The sequence below is a fragment of the Streptomyces apocyni genome, from assembly GCF_009739465.1.
GTDB lineage: Bacteria > Actinomycetota > Actinomycetes > Streptomycetales > Streptomycetaceae > Streptomyces > Streptomyces apocyni.
In genome coordinates this window covers 111607-125519 of record NZ_WHOM01000051.1, presented here as the reverse complement: position 1 = coordinate 125519, position 13913 = coordinate 111607, and the positions used below count along the sequence as shown (strand labels likewise).

The 13913-nt window shown below is 71.2% G+C and carries 12 protein-coding genes and 1 pseudogene; 7 read left to right on the top strand and 6 right to left on the bottom strand.

The genetic code is table 11. The annotated features are described in order from the left end of the window. Positions 1 to 166: 166 nt before the first annotated feature. A complete protein-coding gene (locus GCN81_RS13610; RefSeq protein WP_197287624.1) occupies positions 167 to 1252 on the bottom strand; it encodes a methyltransferase in 1086 nt (361 codons plus the stop codon). Positions 1253 to 1480: 228 nt separating this feature from the next. Here GCN81_RS13610 and GCN81_RS13605 point away from each other — a divergent pair, with 228 nt between their 5' ends. Together GCN81_RS13605 and GCN81_RS13600 are read left to right on the top strand one after the other, a co-directional pair. After that, a complete protein-coding gene (locus tag GCN81_RS13605) occupies positions 1481 to 7801 on the top strand; it encodes a non-ribosomal peptide synthetase (RefSeq protein ID WP_156724833.1) in 6321 nt (2106 codons plus the stop codon). Further along, positions 7798 to 8580, top strand: coding sequence for a thioesterase II family protein (locus GCN81_RS13600; protein ID WP_156724832.1), 783 nt, complete (start codon positions 7798 to 7800; stop codon positions 8578 to 8580). The genes GCN81_RS13605 and GCN81_RS13600 overlap by 4 nt, the downstream gene beginning before the upstream one ends. Before the next feature lie 132 nt (positions 8581 to 8712). On the opposite strand, the pseudogene GCN81_RS13595 reads toward GCN81_RS13600, so the two are convergent. Continuing rightward, positions 8713 to 9087: pseudogene (locus GCN81_RS13595) on the bottom strand (M23 family metallopeptidase); the annotation flags it as partial. A 189-nt stretch (positions 9088 to 9276) separates the two neighbouring features. Between GCN81_RS13595 and GCN81_RS13590 the strand changes: the two are divergent. Both GCN81_RS13590 and GCN81_RS13585 read left to right on the top strand, forming a co-directional pair. Then, positions 9277 to 9612, top strand: a complete 336-nt coding sequence (locus GCN81_RS13590; RefSeq protein ID WP_156724831.1) for an ArsR/SmtB family transcription factor — start codon at positions 9277 to 9279, stop codon at positions 9610 to 9612. Continuing rightward, a complete protein-coding gene (locus GCN81_RS13585) occupies positions 9613 to 10254 on the top strand; it encodes a cation transporter (RefSeq protein WP_156724830.1) in 642 nt (213 codons plus the stop codon). It abuts the gene before it with no gap. A gap of 60 nt (positions 10255 to 10314) precedes the next feature. Here the strand turns inward: GCN81_RS13585 and GCN81_RS13580 are convergent, their stop codons facing one another. Beyond that, the gene (locus tag GCN81_RS13580; protein WP_156724829.1) at positions 10315 to 10728 is read right to left on the bottom strand and encodes a PPOX class F420-dependent oxidoreductase; all 414 of its coding nucleotides are present in this window, start codon (positions 10726 to 10728) and stop codon (positions 10315 to 10317) included. A gap of 119 nt (positions 10729 to 10847) precedes the next feature. On the opposite strand from GCN81_RS13580, the gene GCN81_RS13575 reads away from it, so the two are divergent. Both GCN81_RS13575 and GCN81_RS13570 read left to right on the top strand, forming a co-directional pair. Continuing rightward, entirely contained in the window at positions 10848 to 11507 is a 660-nt protein-coding gene (locus tag GCN81_RS13575; RefSeq protein WP_156724828.1) for an NADPH-dependent F420 reductase, read from the top strand. Positions 11508 to 11603: 96 nt separating this feature from the next. Next, complete coding sequence (locus GCN81_RS13570; protein ID WP_156724827.1) at positions 11604 to 12137, top strand: GNAT family N-acetyltransferase; 534 nt, start codon at positions 11604 to 11606, stop codon at positions 12135 to 12137. Between the two features lie 17 nt (positions 12138 to 12154). Here GCN81_RS13570 and GCN81_RS13565 read toward each other — a convergent pair whose 3' ends face one another. Continuing rightward, positions 12155 to 12649 (bottom strand): potassium channel family protein, encoded by a 495-nt coding sequence (locus GCN81_RS13565; protein ID WP_197287623.1) that lies wholly within the window; start codon positions 12647 to 12649, stop codon positions 12155 to 12157. Positions 12650 to 12861: 212 nt separating this feature from the next. On the opposite strand from GCN81_RS13565, the gene GCN81_RS13560 reads away from it, so the two are divergent. Then, positions 12862 to 13065: an antitoxin gene (locus tag GCN81_RS13560; protein ID WP_156724825.1), complete on the top strand. Its 204-nt coding sequence runs from the start codon at positions 12862 to 12864 to the stop codon at positions 13063 to 13065. Positions 13066 to 13113: 48 nt separating this feature from the next. On the opposite strand, the gene GCN81_RS13555 is transcribed toward GCN81_RS13560, so the two are convergent. Together GCN81_RS13555 and GCN81_RS13550 are read right to left on the bottom strand one after the other, a co-directional pair. Then, positions 13114 to 13266: a hypothetical protein gene (locus GCN81_RS13555; protein ID WP_156724824.1), complete on the bottom strand. Its 153-nt coding sequence runs from the start codon at positions 13264 to 13266 to the stop codon at positions 13114 to 13116. Between the two features lie 125 nt (positions 13267 to 13391). Continuing rightward, the gene (locus tag GCN81_RS13550) at positions 13392 to 13868 is read right to left on the bottom strand and encodes an Lrp/AsnC family transcriptional regulator (protein ID WP_156724956.1); all 477 of its coding nucleotides are present in this window, start codon (positions 13866 to 13868) and stop codon (positions 13392 to 13394) included. Between the last annotated feature and the right edge of the window lie 45 nt (positions 13869 to 13913).

Sequence of the window (13913 nt, the reverse complement as noted above, 5' to 3'; positions counted from 1 at the left end):
TGCCGCGGCGGCCCGGGGCGGCCTGGCCCCGGGCCTCGGGAGCCGCGAGGTCTGTGCCCATCGCTATCCAGACTGCGGGCTGGTATGCCTGCCCACGTCGTATACAACGCCGCACCGCGGCCACAACACGCGTCCTGGCCAGTGTCTTTGCCGACTGAAGATTCTTCTACTTGGTAGCCGTGATCAGCGGCGACGGGGCGAGGATGTCATGCGTGGTGACGCTGTGGAATCCGGCGGCGGAGAGCCAGGACTCGTACTCGCCGAGCGTGTAGGTGTCGCCGTCCCGCGTGAACAGCAGCAGATCGGTGGCGGCGAAGGTAAGCGGAATATGCGGACCCGTACGGGAATCGTCGGGGATCATGTCGGCGATCAGGAGCGTGCCACCGGGGCGCAGCGCGGCGTACGCCTTCCTGAGGAGTTCGGGTCCCCAGCGCGGGCCCTCGGTGTGCACGATATAGCCGAGGGTTATCAGGTCGTATCCGGTGCCGAATTCGGTGGTACGGAGATTCCCGCTGAGGTGCCGATAGCGGTCGGCCACGCCGTACCGCTCGGTGAACGAGCGGGTGACGGCCGTGACTTCGGGATGGTCGATGGTGGTGACCTGGGCCCGCGGGAGGTCGAGGGCGAAGGCGATCGACCAGGCGCCGCTGCCGGCCGCCACGTCGAGTATGCGGCGGATACCGGCGCGGGTCTCCTCGGGCAGGGCGGCGGCCGCGGCGCGCGCCGCGGCGAAGCTGAGCGGGAACCACGCGGACACCAGCGCGGGGAACTGCGCACGCCCGGTGGCCTCCTCCTCCCAGCGGGCTGTCGGCTTCCCCGTGCGGACGACCTCGGTCAGGCGGGGCCACTGCTCCCACAGGGCGCGCGTCTCCTGGCACATGTCGCCGAGGTAGGCGGGGGAGTCCCGGACCAGGTAGCGGCGGGACGCGGCGGTCAGTTCATAGGCGCCGTCGCGCTTCTCCAGGTAGCCGAGCGCGGTGAGCGCGTCCAGGACGTGCCGGGTGCCGCGAGGGGCCGTACCGGCCGCCGCCGCGGTCTGCTCGGCGGTGCGGGCTCCGGCGGCGAGATGCGAGAACAGGTCCAACTCGACGGCGGTCAGCAGGACCTGGGTGGCGCGTGGGGCCCACAGGTCGTCGATGATCTGTTCCGGGGTGACGAAGGTCCCCGGCTCGGATGGCTCGGATGGCTCGGCGGGCTCGGCGGGCTCGGCGGGCTCGGGTGGCTCGGTGAGCTGGTGGGGCTCGGTGGGCACGCGGTGGTCCCCTTCTGCGCGGTCGGACGATGGCCGGTTGCGGTGGCGTGATTTCGACGTACTGGGACTGGTGTTCGGGCGGGGGTGAGGGGTCCGTATGATATCCGGCCGGTCGCCTTTGCCCTTGTGTGAAGGCGCTGGTGACGCCGGATAGGGCGTGCGCTGACGGCGGTGGGAGCTGCTGTACCGAGGTGTGATTTCCGGCCGTTCGAGATGGGATGACAGGACATGACCCCACACGCTCCGTACGACGCCCCGCTGACCGCACCCGGCCTGCTCGACGTCCTGCGAGGGTGGGTGGGGCGAGAGCCGGAGGCAACGGCCTTCACCTTTCTCTCCTATGACGAGCGCACCGGCGACGAGCTGCCCGCCACCCGGCTGACTCGGGGCCAACTCGACACCAGGGCCCGCGCGGTGGCGTCCGCCCTGCGGGCGCGGGGCGCGGGCGGCGGGCGGGTCCTGCTGCTGATGCGGCCCGGCCCGGATTTCGTCGTGGGCCTGTGGGGCTGTCTGTACGCGGGGGCCTGCGCGGTCGCCTGTGCGCCCCCCGTCGCTGAGGCAAGTGCCGGGCTCGCGGGGCGGTTTGTCGGAATCGGGAAAGACGCCGACGTCGCGGCCGTGATCACCCATCGGGACCGAGCGGCGGAGCTGCACGGGACGTGGACCGACGCGGGTGCCCCGACGGCGGCCTGGATCGAGATCGACACCCTTGACGGGAGCGGCACAGGCAGCGGCTCCGCGGACCTGTGGGTGCCGCCCCGCATCGACGGCGCCGACCTCGCGCTGATGCAGTACACCTCCGGCTCGACCGGAGACCCCAAGGGTGTCATGGTCTCGCACCAGGCCCTGTTGGAGCAGCTGACGGTCTTCCGTGATCTGGCCGAACTCCCCGACGGTGCCGACGTGGTCACCTGGATGCCGGTCTACCACGCGCTGGGAATCGCCGGGACGGTTCTGCTGTCGCAGTTCATCGGCGGCCGCTGCACCCTGCTGACCCCCGACGACTTCATCGCCGAGCCGCTGCGCTGGCTGAAGGCGATATCCGATGCCCCGGGACCGGTGTTCAGCTGCGGGCCCAACTTCGCCTACGACCGCTGCGTGGAGCGGGTCACCCCCGAGCAGCGGGCCGGGCTCGACCTCAGCGGCTGGCACAGCGCGTTCAACGCCGCCGAGCGCGTCCAGCACCAGACCATCGAGGCGTTCACCCGCGCCTTCGCACCGCACGGCTTCCGCCGCGAGGCATGGTTTCCCGGGTACGGACTCACCGAGGTCACCCTCGGCATCAGCGGGCGCCGTGGCCCCGACCCGCTGGTCCTCACGGTGGACGCCGCCGACCTGGAACAGGGCAAGGTCACCGCGGGTGGGCCGGCCGAGCTCGGCACGCCCGCCCGCACCGTCGAGTTGGTCGGCTGCGGTGTGCCGCACCCACGGGTGCGGATGCTCATCGTCGACCCGGCGACCCGCATCGAGTGCGGACCCGGCGAGGTCGGCGAGATCTGGATCAGCGGCAGGGTCGTCAACCAGGGCTACTGGCGGCGCCCCGAGCAGAGCGAGGAAGCCTTCGCCGGGCAACTGGCGGACGGCCAGGGCCCGTTCCTGCGCTCAGGAGACCTCGCCTTCCGCCACGGCGAGGAGATCGTCGTATGCGGCCGCCTCAAGGAGCTGATCATCATCCGGGGGCGCAACATCCACCCCCAGGACGTCGAGGCCGCGGCCCGACGCTCCCACCCGGCACTGGCCGCTGCCCCGGCAGCGGCCTTCTCCGTCGACGCGGACGACGGCGAGCGACTGATCCTCGTCCAGACCGTCGAGCCTGCCGACGACCTGGACCTCGCCACGCTGGGCGCACAGGTCCGCGCCGCCGTCGCGGCGGAACAGGAGGCCGAACCGCACGCGGTGGTGTTCGTACGGCCAGCCGACCTGCCGATGACCGGCAGCGGCAAGATCCGCCGTACCGCCTGTCGGCAGGCCTGGCTGGACGACAACCTCACCGTGCTGCACTCCACGGCCACCAGCACCCCGACCGCGCCAGCACGCCCCGCCGTCATGACCTCCACCCCCCAGGCCGCCGCCCCGCTCCGCGACATGGTCCTGGCCCTCCCCGCCGAACTCCGCGGCCAGGTCCTGACCGCCGAGGTCACCCGGCGCATCGCCGAGCTCCTGGGCACGGCGGCCGACGCCGTGCCCGCCGACCGCCCCCTGGTCAGCCTCGGCCTGGAGTCGCTGCGTACAGTCGAACTCCGGTACGGCCTCGCCCGGGACTTCCAAGTCGCCCTCCCGATGGCCGGATTCCTGCGCGGCGGGATCGCCGACGTGGCGAATCTCCTGCTGTCCGGGCTCGACAGCACGAGCGCGAGCGACGACGCCGACACCGAAGCGGCGCGGGCCGTCCCGGACATCGCCTGGCCCGCGCTCACCACGGACCCGGCCCGCCGCCACGAGCCCTTCCCCCTCACCGACATCCAGCACGCCTACCTCGTCGGCCGCGGCACCGCGTACGAGCACGGCGGCACCTCGGTGCACCTCTACACCGAGTACGACTGCCCCGAGCTGGACCCGGCACGGCTGCGACAGGCTCTGAACGCGCTGGTGCGGCGGCACGAGATGCTCCAGGCCGTGGTCTCCAGCGACGGCACTCAGCGCGTACTTCCCGATCCCGGCGAGGTTCCGCTCCCCGAATACGATCTGCGCGGCGCCGACCCCGCCCGCCTTGAGGCGCACCTCACCGACCTCCGTGACCGGCTCAGCCACCAGGTGCTCCCCCTGGACGCCTGGCCGATGTTCGACCTCCGCGTCACCTGGATCGAAGGCGCCAGAGCCCGCGTCCACGTCGGCATCGACCTCCTGGTCGCCGACGTGGCCAGCATCCGGCTGTTCTTCCTGGAACTCGGCGACCTCTACGCCGACCCGGACGCCGAACTGCCCGCGCTCCAGGTGTCGTTCCGCGACTACGTGCTCGCCACCCAGCGACTCACCGACACCGCCGCCTACGCCAAGTCCCGGGCGTACTGGCTCAACCGGATCGACACGCTGCCCCCGAACCCCCAACTGCCGCCGCCCACCCCAGGGCCCACCACCACCGAGACCCCCGCCACCGGGCCCACCGGGTCGGCCCAGCCGCGCAAGCGCCGCGAGGACCGGCTGGACGCGCCGGACTGGGCGCGGCTCAAGAAGTGGGCGGCGGCCCGTGGGCTCACCCCGTCGGCCGTGCAGCTCGCCGCCTACGCGACCGTACTGGGCACCTGGAGCCGCACCGGCCACTTCACCCTCAACGTCCCCCTGTTCAACCGACACCCGCTGCACCCGGACATCGACCAGATCATCGGCGACTTCACCTCCGTGACGCTCCTGGAGGTCGACCTGCGCCCTGGCGGCGGCCTCACCGCGCTCGCCGATCGCATCCAGCGCCAGCTGTGGCAGGACCTGGACCACCGCTTCTTCAGCGGCGTCGAGGTCGTCCGGGAGATCACCCGCGAGCGCGGCCTGCCCGCCGCGGCCTACTCCGCCACCGTCTTCGCCAGCGCGCGCGAGCAGGGCCGCGACCAGGAGTTCACCCAGGGCGAGGTGGGCGCCAACTGGCTGGGCGAGACGGTGTACGCGGTGTCCCAGACCCCACAGGTCCAACTGGATCACCAGGTCTACGAGGACCGCGGCGCCCTCACCTACAAGTGGGACGCGATCGAATCGGCCTTCCACCCCGCCGTCCTGGACGAGATGTTCGCCGCCTACGGCCGCCTCCTGCGAGCGCTCGCGCGCGACGAGGCCGCGTGGGGCCCGCAGGGCGTCGACGTACTCCCCGCCACCCAGCGCCAGCTCATCGACCGGGCCAACGACACCGCGGGTGACCACCCCGACGGGCTGCTGCACACCGGGTTCGTCGAGCAGGCCGTCGCACACCCAGACCGTACGGCCGTCATCACCCCAGGCGGCGGCATCGGCTACGGAGACCTCCTCCAGCGGGCCCGCCACCTCGCCCGGCGCCTGCGCGACCTCGGAGCCCGGCCGGGGCAACTCGTCGCCATAGCCCTGGACAAGGGCGTCGACCAGATCGCCGCGGTCCTCGCCGTCCACCTGTCCGGCGCCGCCTATCTGCCGCTCGACCCAGGACTGCCAGCGGCACGGCAGGACTGGATGCTCCAGCACTCCGGCGCGGCACTGGTCCTCACGGCCGCAGGCGCCGCGCGGAGCGGCTGGCCCACCGGCGTCACGGCGCTCGCCGTCGACGAGGCAGCGCCCGACACCAACACCGACACTGACACCGACGCCCTCACCGATGCCGCGCCGCTGCTCCCCGTACAGCAGCCCGCCGACCTCGCCTACGTGCTCTACACCTCGGGCTCCACCGGTACGCCGAAGGGCGTCGCCGTCTCCCACCAAGCGGCGCTCAACACGCTCGCCGACTTCACCAGCCGCTGCGCCCTCACCCCCGACGACCGTGTCCTGGGCCTCTCCGCCCTCGGCTTCGACCTCTCCGTCGCCGACATCTTCGCCGTACTCGGCAGCGGAGGCGCCCTGGTGCTCCCGGAACCAGGCGCCGCGCCTGACCCGGCCCGCTGGCTGGAACTCATGGCCGAGCACCGCGTCACCCTGTGGAACTCGGTACCCGCCCTGCTGCAGATGCTCATCGAACACCTCAGTACCGGCCACGCCACGCACCCTGCCCTCGCGGACCTCAGGGAGGTCTGGCTCTCCGGCGACTGGATACCCGTCGACCTGCCAGGCCGGGTCCGCGCCGCCGCGCCCGATGCCCGGATCACCGCCGCGGGCGGGGCCACCGAGGCCGGAATCTGGTCGGTGGCCCACACCGTCACCGACACCGACGCACACCGTGCCTCGATCCCGTACGGCACGGCCCTGCGCAACCAGACCATGGAGGTACTCAACGACCGCCTGGAACCCTGTCCCGTAGGCGTCACCGGCGAGATCTGCGTCGGCGGCAGCTCACTGGCCGACGGCTACTGGCAGGACCCCGAGCGCACCGCCGCGTCCTTCGTCACGCACCCGCGCGATGGGCGGCGGCTCTACCGCACCGGAGACCTCGGCCGGTGGCTGCCGCACGGCGAGATCGAGATCATCGGCCGCGAGGACTTCCAGGTGAAGATCCGCGGCCATCGCGTCGAACTCGGCGAGATCGAGGCGGCCTTGCTGCGCCAGGACGAGGTCCGCGCGGCAGCGGTCACGGTCATCGGCGGCCCACGCCAGGGCCGCCGTCTGGCCGCCATCGTGGTCCCCGAAGCGAGGCCCGCCGAAGCGAGGCCCGCCGAGGCGGGCGACGACCGTGGCTACCGGGAGGTCTTCGGCGACGTACTCACCGACCCCCTCGAACGGCTCGCCTTCACCGCGCGCCGCCTGGGCCTGCGGAAGGACCTCGCGGGCGCCGTCCACCCACTCCCCGCCACCGCGCCCACGGCGCCCACCCGCGCCAGCCGCCGGACCTACGGCACACAGCCCGTGCCCCTCACCGCGCTCGCCCGGCTCCTGGAGCCCCTTCGGGCGTACAGCGGCGAGCATTCGGGAGCCGCCCCCGCCCGCGGCTACGCCTCGGCCGGGGGTCTGTACCCCGTACAGACCTACCTCCACATCGCCCCCGGAAGGGTCGACGGCCTCGACGGCGGCACGTACTACTACGACCCCCTCCAGCACCGGCTGGTCGCGGTGCTGGACGGCGCGCGCCTGGACACCGCGCTCCATGTCCCGGACAACCAGGCGATGTTCGAGGGCGCCGCTTTCTCCGTCTTCTTCGTCGCGCGGCGGGCCGCCATCGAGCCGATGTACGGGACGCGGGCGCGCGACTTCTGTCTGCTGGAGACGGGCCTGATGACTCAGCTCCTGGATGACGCCGGGCCCGCCTGCGGGATCGGGCTCTGCCAGGTGGGCGTCATCCGGGTCACTGACGAGCTGCGCCAGGCGCTGGCCCTGGACGAGGACAGCGAGCTGCTGCACGGCCTGCTCGGCGGCACCCTGGCCGCCGACCAGGCCGTGCTGCCCGGCGCGTCCACTCCCGAAGAGGCCACCCCGGACTCCCTGGCCGAACTGCTCCGCCAGCGGCTGGCCGCCGCACTGCCCAGCTATCTCGTTCCGGCCACCTTCACCGAAGTGGAGCGGCTGCCGCTGACGGCCCGGGGCAAGCTGGACCGCGAGGCCCTGCGCACTCTGGCCGAACAGGCAGCGGCGGCCTCGGCAAGGGCACACGGCGACGCCGATACCGACACGCCCGCCGACGGCGGCGCCCGCACCGAAGCCGAGGCGACCATCCTCACCGTCCTCCGCACCGAACTCCAGCTCGGCACCATCACCGTGGACGACCACCTCTTCGACCTCGGTGTGGACTCGGTGACCATGGTCCGCCTGCACCGCGTCCTGCAGACGGAGCTCGGCCGCGCCTTCCCGCTGACCGCCCTGTTCGACAGCCCGACGGTCCGCCGCCTCGCCGACGACATCACAGCGGTCGAAGGCGCCGAAGCCTCGGCTGCCCCGGCCGCCCCGGTGCGACCGTCCCGCGTACGCGGCCGGACCGGGCACCGCCGTACCCCAGGAAGCCAAGCATGAACCACGCGAACCACACGAACCACACGCACACGCACACGCACCAGATGAACGAGATGAACCACATCAACGCCACGGACCATCCGCGCATCCGGCTCTTCTGCCTTCCCTACGCGGGTGGTTCCGCACGGCTGTACCAGGGCTGGCAGCGGGAACTCCCCGACTTCGTCGAGGTGTGCCCCCTCGAACTGCCCGGCCGTGGCAGCCGGTTCCGCGAGCCGCTCTCCGAGGGGCTTGAGCCGCTGGTCGACGATGTGGTGGCCGCCGTGCGAGCGCGGAGCGATCTGCCGTTCGCGCTGTTCGGGTATAGCTTCGGGTCACTCCTGGCGTACGAGGCGGCACTCCGGCTCGAAGCCGCCGGGTCGCCGCCCGTTTCACTGACGGTGGCCGCGTTCCGCTCCCCGGGGTCAGCGCCCCCCAAGACGTCAGCGGCCTTCCTGCCCGACGCGGAGTTCCGGGAGGTGGTGGGCGAGATGGGCGGCACACCGCGCGAACTGCTGGAGAGCGACGCCTTCATGGAGCTGGCGCTCCCGATCATCAGAGCCGATCTGCGGATCGCGGCCACCTACGGGAACCGCCAGGCGCCGTCACTCAGCTGTCCCGTCGCGGCCTTCGCGGGCGCGGACGACCACCTGTTCGCCGTCTCGGACGTTGCCGCCTGGGCCCGGCACACCAGTGCGCCGTTCACCCTCCACGTCGTGCCCGGTGACCACTTCTTCCTCCACTCTCATCCGGAGCTCCTCTGGAAGACAATCGGAGCCGAACTCACCGAGCTCTGCTGACGGTTCAGCGAAGGGCTCTGGTGACGGGTCCGCTGACGGCAGGTGGTCGTGCGGGATCGCGCGGAGCGACAGGCGCACACCGTGCCGGGCCAGGTAGCGCAACGGGTTGATGTCGGAGCCGTATCCGCGCCGGGCGCGCACCTCGAAATGCAGATGCGGGCCGGTCACCCGGCCCGTGGCGCCGCTGTATCCGACGCGCTTCTGGGCGCGGACCCGCTGGCCGACCCGGACGGAGATCCGCGACAGATGGGTGTAGAGGGTGTACCGGCCGTCCGTCATACGGATGGTCACGGCCTTGCCGTAGTTACCGGACCAACTGGCGAGCACCACCCTGCCGGGACCCACGGACCGCACCGGGGTCCCGGTGGGTACGGCGAAGTCCACGCCCGTGTGCCGACCGCCGTACGGCGAGGTGATCTTGAGGCGGGCGGCGATGGGGCTGGCCCAGGTGCTGGTGGGTTCGGCGACCGCGCCCTGGGTGGCGGTCAGCACGAACGCCGTCCCCATCGCGGTCGTGGTTATCCGGTAGAGCTGCCTGCGAAACAAGGTCATAGAGGTGAGGACACGCCATACGGCCCTGTGCCGCATCCGGGGCCGTGGACCGGTCAGCCGAATGGCGCAGGCAGGTGACACACATCCGTGGCACGCGGTGAATCCATGAGTTCCTGAATTCAGGAATCGATGTACTCTTAAGGCATGCTGACTCTCGCCGCTGACATCGAGGTGCTCGCGCGGTTCGGCCGCGCGCTCGCCGACCCCATCCGCTGCCGCGTCCTGCTCGCCCTGCGCGAGGCCCCGGCCTACCCGGCCGATCTCGCCGACGCGCTGGAGATCTCCCGTACCCGGCTTTCGAACCACCTGGCGTGCCTGCGCGACTGTGGCCTGGTCGTCGCCGTGCCCGACGGGCGGCGCACCCGGTATGAACTCGCCGACGCACGTTTCGCGGACGCCCTGGACAGCCTGCGCACGGCGGTCGTCGCCGTCGAGGCGGACCGCACCTGTGCCGACGCCGCGCAGAAGGGCTGCTGCTGAATGACCGCGCCGTCGCCCCTGGGCCTCACCGTGGCCCGCCGGGACTCGCTGACCCGGCGGATACGCCTGCTGGTCGCCCTGACCATCGCCTACAACGTCATCGAGGCGGTCGTCGCCCTCACCGCGGGCGCCATCGCCTCCTCCTCGGCGCTGATCGGCTTCGGACTCGACTCCGTCGTCGAGGTGCTCTCCGCCGCCGCCGTCGCCTGGCAGTTCTCCGCCCGCGAGCACGCCGTGCGCGAGGCCCGGGAGAAGCGCGCGCTGCGGATCACCGCCGTCTCCTTCTTCGCCCTGGCGCTCTACGTCACAGTCGACTCCGTACGCGCCCTGACCGGCGCCCACGCCCCCGACCACTCGATCCCCGGCGTCGTACTCGCCGCCCTCTCGCTGGCGATCATGCCGCTCCTGTCCACCGCCCAGCGCCGCGCCGGTCGCGCACTGGGGTCGGCCTCCGCCGTCGCGGACTCCCGGCAGACCCTGCTGTGCGCGTACCTCTCCGCGGTGCTCCTGGCGGGCCTGCTGGCCAACCTCACGCTGGGCTGGTCCTGGGCCGACCCGGCCGCCGCGCTGGTCATCGCCGCCATCGCGGTCAAGGAAGGCCGCGACGCCTGGCGCGGTGAGGGCTGCTGCGCGCCCGCCTGACAGCGGTGCACTCCTGACGCCTGACAGCGGTGCACTCCTGACGACGCCAGCGCGGCCCGTTCACCACCCGGGCGGCTTCGCCGTTCCCATCGCCCGGGTGACCGCGATCTCGATCACGACCCGCTCCGGGTTGGGGCGCGGCGGCTTGTAGCGCTGGGCGTAACGCTGCTCGGCATCGGCTACGGATTCCGGGTCGTCCTTGACGACGGCGGTGCCCTCCAGCGTGCACCAGCGGCGTCCCTCGGCCTGGCTGACGGCGACGACGGTGCCCGGAGCGGCGGCGCGCAGGTTGCGGGCCTTCTTGCTGGTCGCGCTCGTGATGACGCGGGCGATGCGCGTCTCCGGGTCGTAGGTGACGCCGACCGGGACGAGGTGCGGGGTGCCGTCGGGGCGCGGGGTGGCGAGGAAGCAGGTGCGGCGCTCCTGCCAGAAGTCCAGTCCGGGCGGGGCGTCATCGGTGTGCTGAGCAGACATACGGCTCACTGTGCCAGCGCGGGGTGACCTCACTCGTACCGGGGCCCCGGAAATACCTCCGTCGGTCAGCCGGTTGCAGCCAGCAGCGGCACCCGGCCGCAGCGCGAACAGGAGGCACCATGAAGATCGGCATCATCGGCGCGGGCAATATCGGTGGCAATCTCACCCGACGCCTCACCGCCATCGGACATGACGTGTCCGTAGCCAACTCGCGCGGCCCGCACACCCTCACCGCGCTCGCCGACGAGACCGGAGCCACCGCCGTCACCGCGGCCGAAGCGGTACGCGGCGCCGAACTCGTCGTGGTCACCGTCCCGCTCAAGAACGTCCCCGACCTGCCTTCCGGACTCCTGGACGCGGCCGCCGACGACGTCGTCGTGATCGACACCAACAACTACTACCCGAAGGAGCGCGACGGCCGGATCGACGCCATCGAGGACGGGATGCCCGAAAGCCGCTGGACCGAGCAGCACCTCGGCCACCCGGTCATCAAGGCGTTCAACGGCACCTACGCCGACGACATCGTCGACAAGCCCCGCCCCCACGGCGACCCCGAGCGCATCGCCCTGCCCGTGGCCGGAGATGACGCCGCGGCCAAGAAGACCGTCCGCGACCTCATCGACGCGATGGGCTTCGACACGGTCGACGCGGGCGGCATCGACGACTCCTGGCGCCAGCAGCCCGACACCCCGGTCTACGGCCTGCGGGCAGGCACCGAAGAGGTAGCCAAGGCCCTGGCCGCGGCATCCCCCGAACGCCCCCAGAACTTCCGGGCCTAGGCACAGGACACAGCACACAGCGCTCAGGGCGCAGGGCGTCGGCGGGACGTGGCACCGCGGTTCGCGTTCACGCCGTCGCATCGGCAGGATGGGCCCATGACCGAGATCCGCACCCCCCGTCTTGTCCTGCGCCGATGGCTGGACGACGACCTTGTCCCCCTGTCCGAGATCCACGCCGATCCGGTGGTGATGCGGGGCATCGGCGACGGCAGGCCGCGCTCCCTTGACCAGACCGCCGAGGACATCGAGGCGTGGGAGGAGGAGTGGGACGAGGAAGGGTACGGGATGTTCGCGGTCGAGCTCCTGGGCTCCGGTGAGCTGGCGGGCGCCGTCGGCCTGTCCCTTGCCGACGCTCCGGCCGAGGTCGCCGGTCAGGTGGCGATCAGCTGGCGGCTCGGGCGGGTGTTCTGGGGGCAGGGGTACGCCTCCGAAGCGGCACACGCCACCCTGGAGTTCGCCTTGCAGGACCGGGGCCTGGACCGCGTCGTCGCCGTATGCCGGACGGGCGACAGCGCCTCCGTGAACGTACTCGACAAACTCGGCATGCGGCCGGAAGGCACCGCACAGCACCCGGTCCTCGGCCACGACCTCGCGCTATACGGCATCGACCTGACGCAGTACCAGGAATAGCACCCGCGAGACAGGACCTAGGACTTGTCACGTCCGGCAGGTCCGTTACGTACGTCACGCCCCAGGTGTTGCCCGAGCTGCCGGTGCACCCGGCGACTCAGCGCCGTCGCAGCAGCGGTCAGGAAGACGAAGCTGTACAGGACCTGTAGCAGGGTGACCAGACGCGCGGTCTGTCCCTGGGGGGTGATGTCCCCGAAGCCGATCGTGGCCAGCGTGACCACGGTGAAGTACAGCGCGTCGACTCGGGTCTCCAGGCCCGTGAACTCGCCTGGGTGCCGGGCGAGGCTGACGTAACCCGCCGCGAAGACCAGGACGGCCAGGCACATCAACACGGGGATCACCAGGCCCGGACGGGTGCCAGGCAGGTCCACCAGGACGTCGCGGATCTGCCGCACCAGAAGGATGGCGATCAGCGCGAGGGCACAGCCGAACACCGTCCAGCTGAGGACGGGCCGAGACGGGCCGAGGAAGTGCAGGGGCAGTAGGAAGTACCCCGCCGCCATAGCGGCCATGAGACAGCCCCCGTACGTCCACGGATGCCGCCATCCCACCCGCTGACCCGGCCGCGAGCCCGCTGCTCCGTCACTGCGCCCCATGTCCGCACCGTAGACGGGGTGCACGGGGGCTCCCCGGCTGACACTCCGGCGATTACGGCGCCCACACAGGCCGTAGACGATAATGACGCGGTACGTGGCCGAGGAAAACGAAGGAGTACCGCGTGGGCATGTTCGACAACTTGAAGAACCTGAAGGGGCTCAAGGACAAGGCGAGCGAACTGGCCGCCGAGCACGGTGAGACGGTCGGCAAGGGCCTGGACAAGGCCGCCGACATCGTCGACAGCAAGACCGGTGGCAAGCACAGCGACAAGATCGACACCGGCGTCGAGAAGGCGAAGGGCCTCATCGACGGCCTGGGCGACAAGAAGTAGTCCCCCAGCTCTTCGGCTAGGCGGGGAAGGCGGGGGAGGGGCAGCGGCCTACGAGGCGGAAGCGCGCAGTCCGCTGAAGTCGAAGTCCGCCTCCAGGCTGCGCAGCGTCTCCTCGGCTGTCTCGCGGACCGAGGCGGGAACGTCGCCACGTTCCTCGATGAGGCCGTCGTAGATCGGGGCTTCGGCGTGGGTCATACTCACGGTGGGTTTCCTGTTTCCAATCGTGACAGTCAGTGATCAGCTTCTGGGCAGAGCCTGGGCGAGTGTACGGGGGAGCGCGCCGGACGAACACCAGGGGTCCAGCCGTTGGGATCTTGGGTAGCTGGTTACCGCCGGTCACGCGGCGGCGTGGGCCGAGGGTAGGTCCTGGACTGCTTGACGCTGCCGAACGCGAAACTGGACTCGATCGAGGAGATGCCCGGAATCGCGTGAATCCGGGTCCGCACCAGGACCTCGTACGCCTCAAGGCTCTCGATCACGACCCGGAGCAGATAGTCGCTGCTCCCGGCCATCAGATAGCAGTCCTGAATGTGTTCGATGAGGCCGACATGCTCCTCGAAGACATTGACCGCCTCCGCGGTGTGGCGGTCCAGGCGGATGCGTACGAAAACGGTGATGGGGAGCCCGAACGCCACCTGGTCGACCATGGCCGTATAGCCGCGGATGAGCCCCGCCTGCTCCAGGCGGCGTACCCGCCGCAGGCAGGGCGAGGGAGACAGGCGTACCCGGTCGGCGAGGTCCTGGTTGGACAGCCGTCCGTCCCCCTGCAACTCACGGATGATCCCCAGATCGACAGAGTCCATCGTCACTTCTCGCTTCCTTGGCAGATTCTGCCCCGAACGTAGTCG

What these genes read in the sequence shown, in the direction of transcription:
- GCN81_RS13570 (WP_156724827.1), top strand. Translation starts at nt 11,604, where the DNA reads ATGACCGAGATCCGCACCCCCCGTCTTGTCCTGCGCCGATGGCTGGAC.
- GCN81_RS13605 (WP_156724833.1), top strand. Translation starts at nt 1,481, where the DNA reads ATGACCCCACACGCTCCGTACGACGCCCCGCTGACCGCACCCGGCCTG.
- GCN81_RS13580 (WP_156724829.1), bottom strand. Translation starts at nt 10,728, where the DNA reads ATGTCTGCTCAGCACACCGATGACGCCCCGCCCGGACTGGACTTCTGG.
- GCN81_RS13585 (WP_156724830.1), top strand. Translation starts at nt 9,613, where the DNA reads ATGACCGCGCCGTCGCCCCTGGGCCTCACCGTGGCCCGCCGGGACTCG.
- GCN81_RS13600 (WP_156724832.1), top strand. Translation starts at nt 7,798, where the DNA reads ATGAACCACGCGAACCACACGAACCACACGCACACGCACACGCACCAG.
- GCN81_RS13590 (WP_156724831.1), top strand. Translation starts at nt 9,277, where the DNA reads ATGCTGACTCTCGCCGCTGACATCGAGGTGCTCGCGCGGTTCGGCCGC.
- GCN81_RS13560 (WP_156724825.1), top strand. Translation starts at nt 12,862, where the DNA reads ATGTTCGACAACTTGAAGAACCTGAAGGGGCTCAAGGACAAGGCGAGC.
- GCN81_RS13565 (WP_197287623.1), bottom strand. Translation starts at nt 12,649, where the DNA reads ATGGCCGCTATGGCGGCGGGGTACTTCCTACTGCCCCTGCACTTCCTC.
- GCN81_RS13550 (WP_156724956.1), bottom strand. Translation starts at nt 13,868, where the DNA reads ATGGACTCTGTCGATCTGGGGATCATCCGTGAGTTGCAGGGGGACGGA.
- GCN81_RS13575 (WP_156724828.1), top strand. Translation starts at nt 10,848, where the DNA reads ATGAAGATCGGCATCATCGGCGCGGGCAATATCGGTGGCAATCTCACC.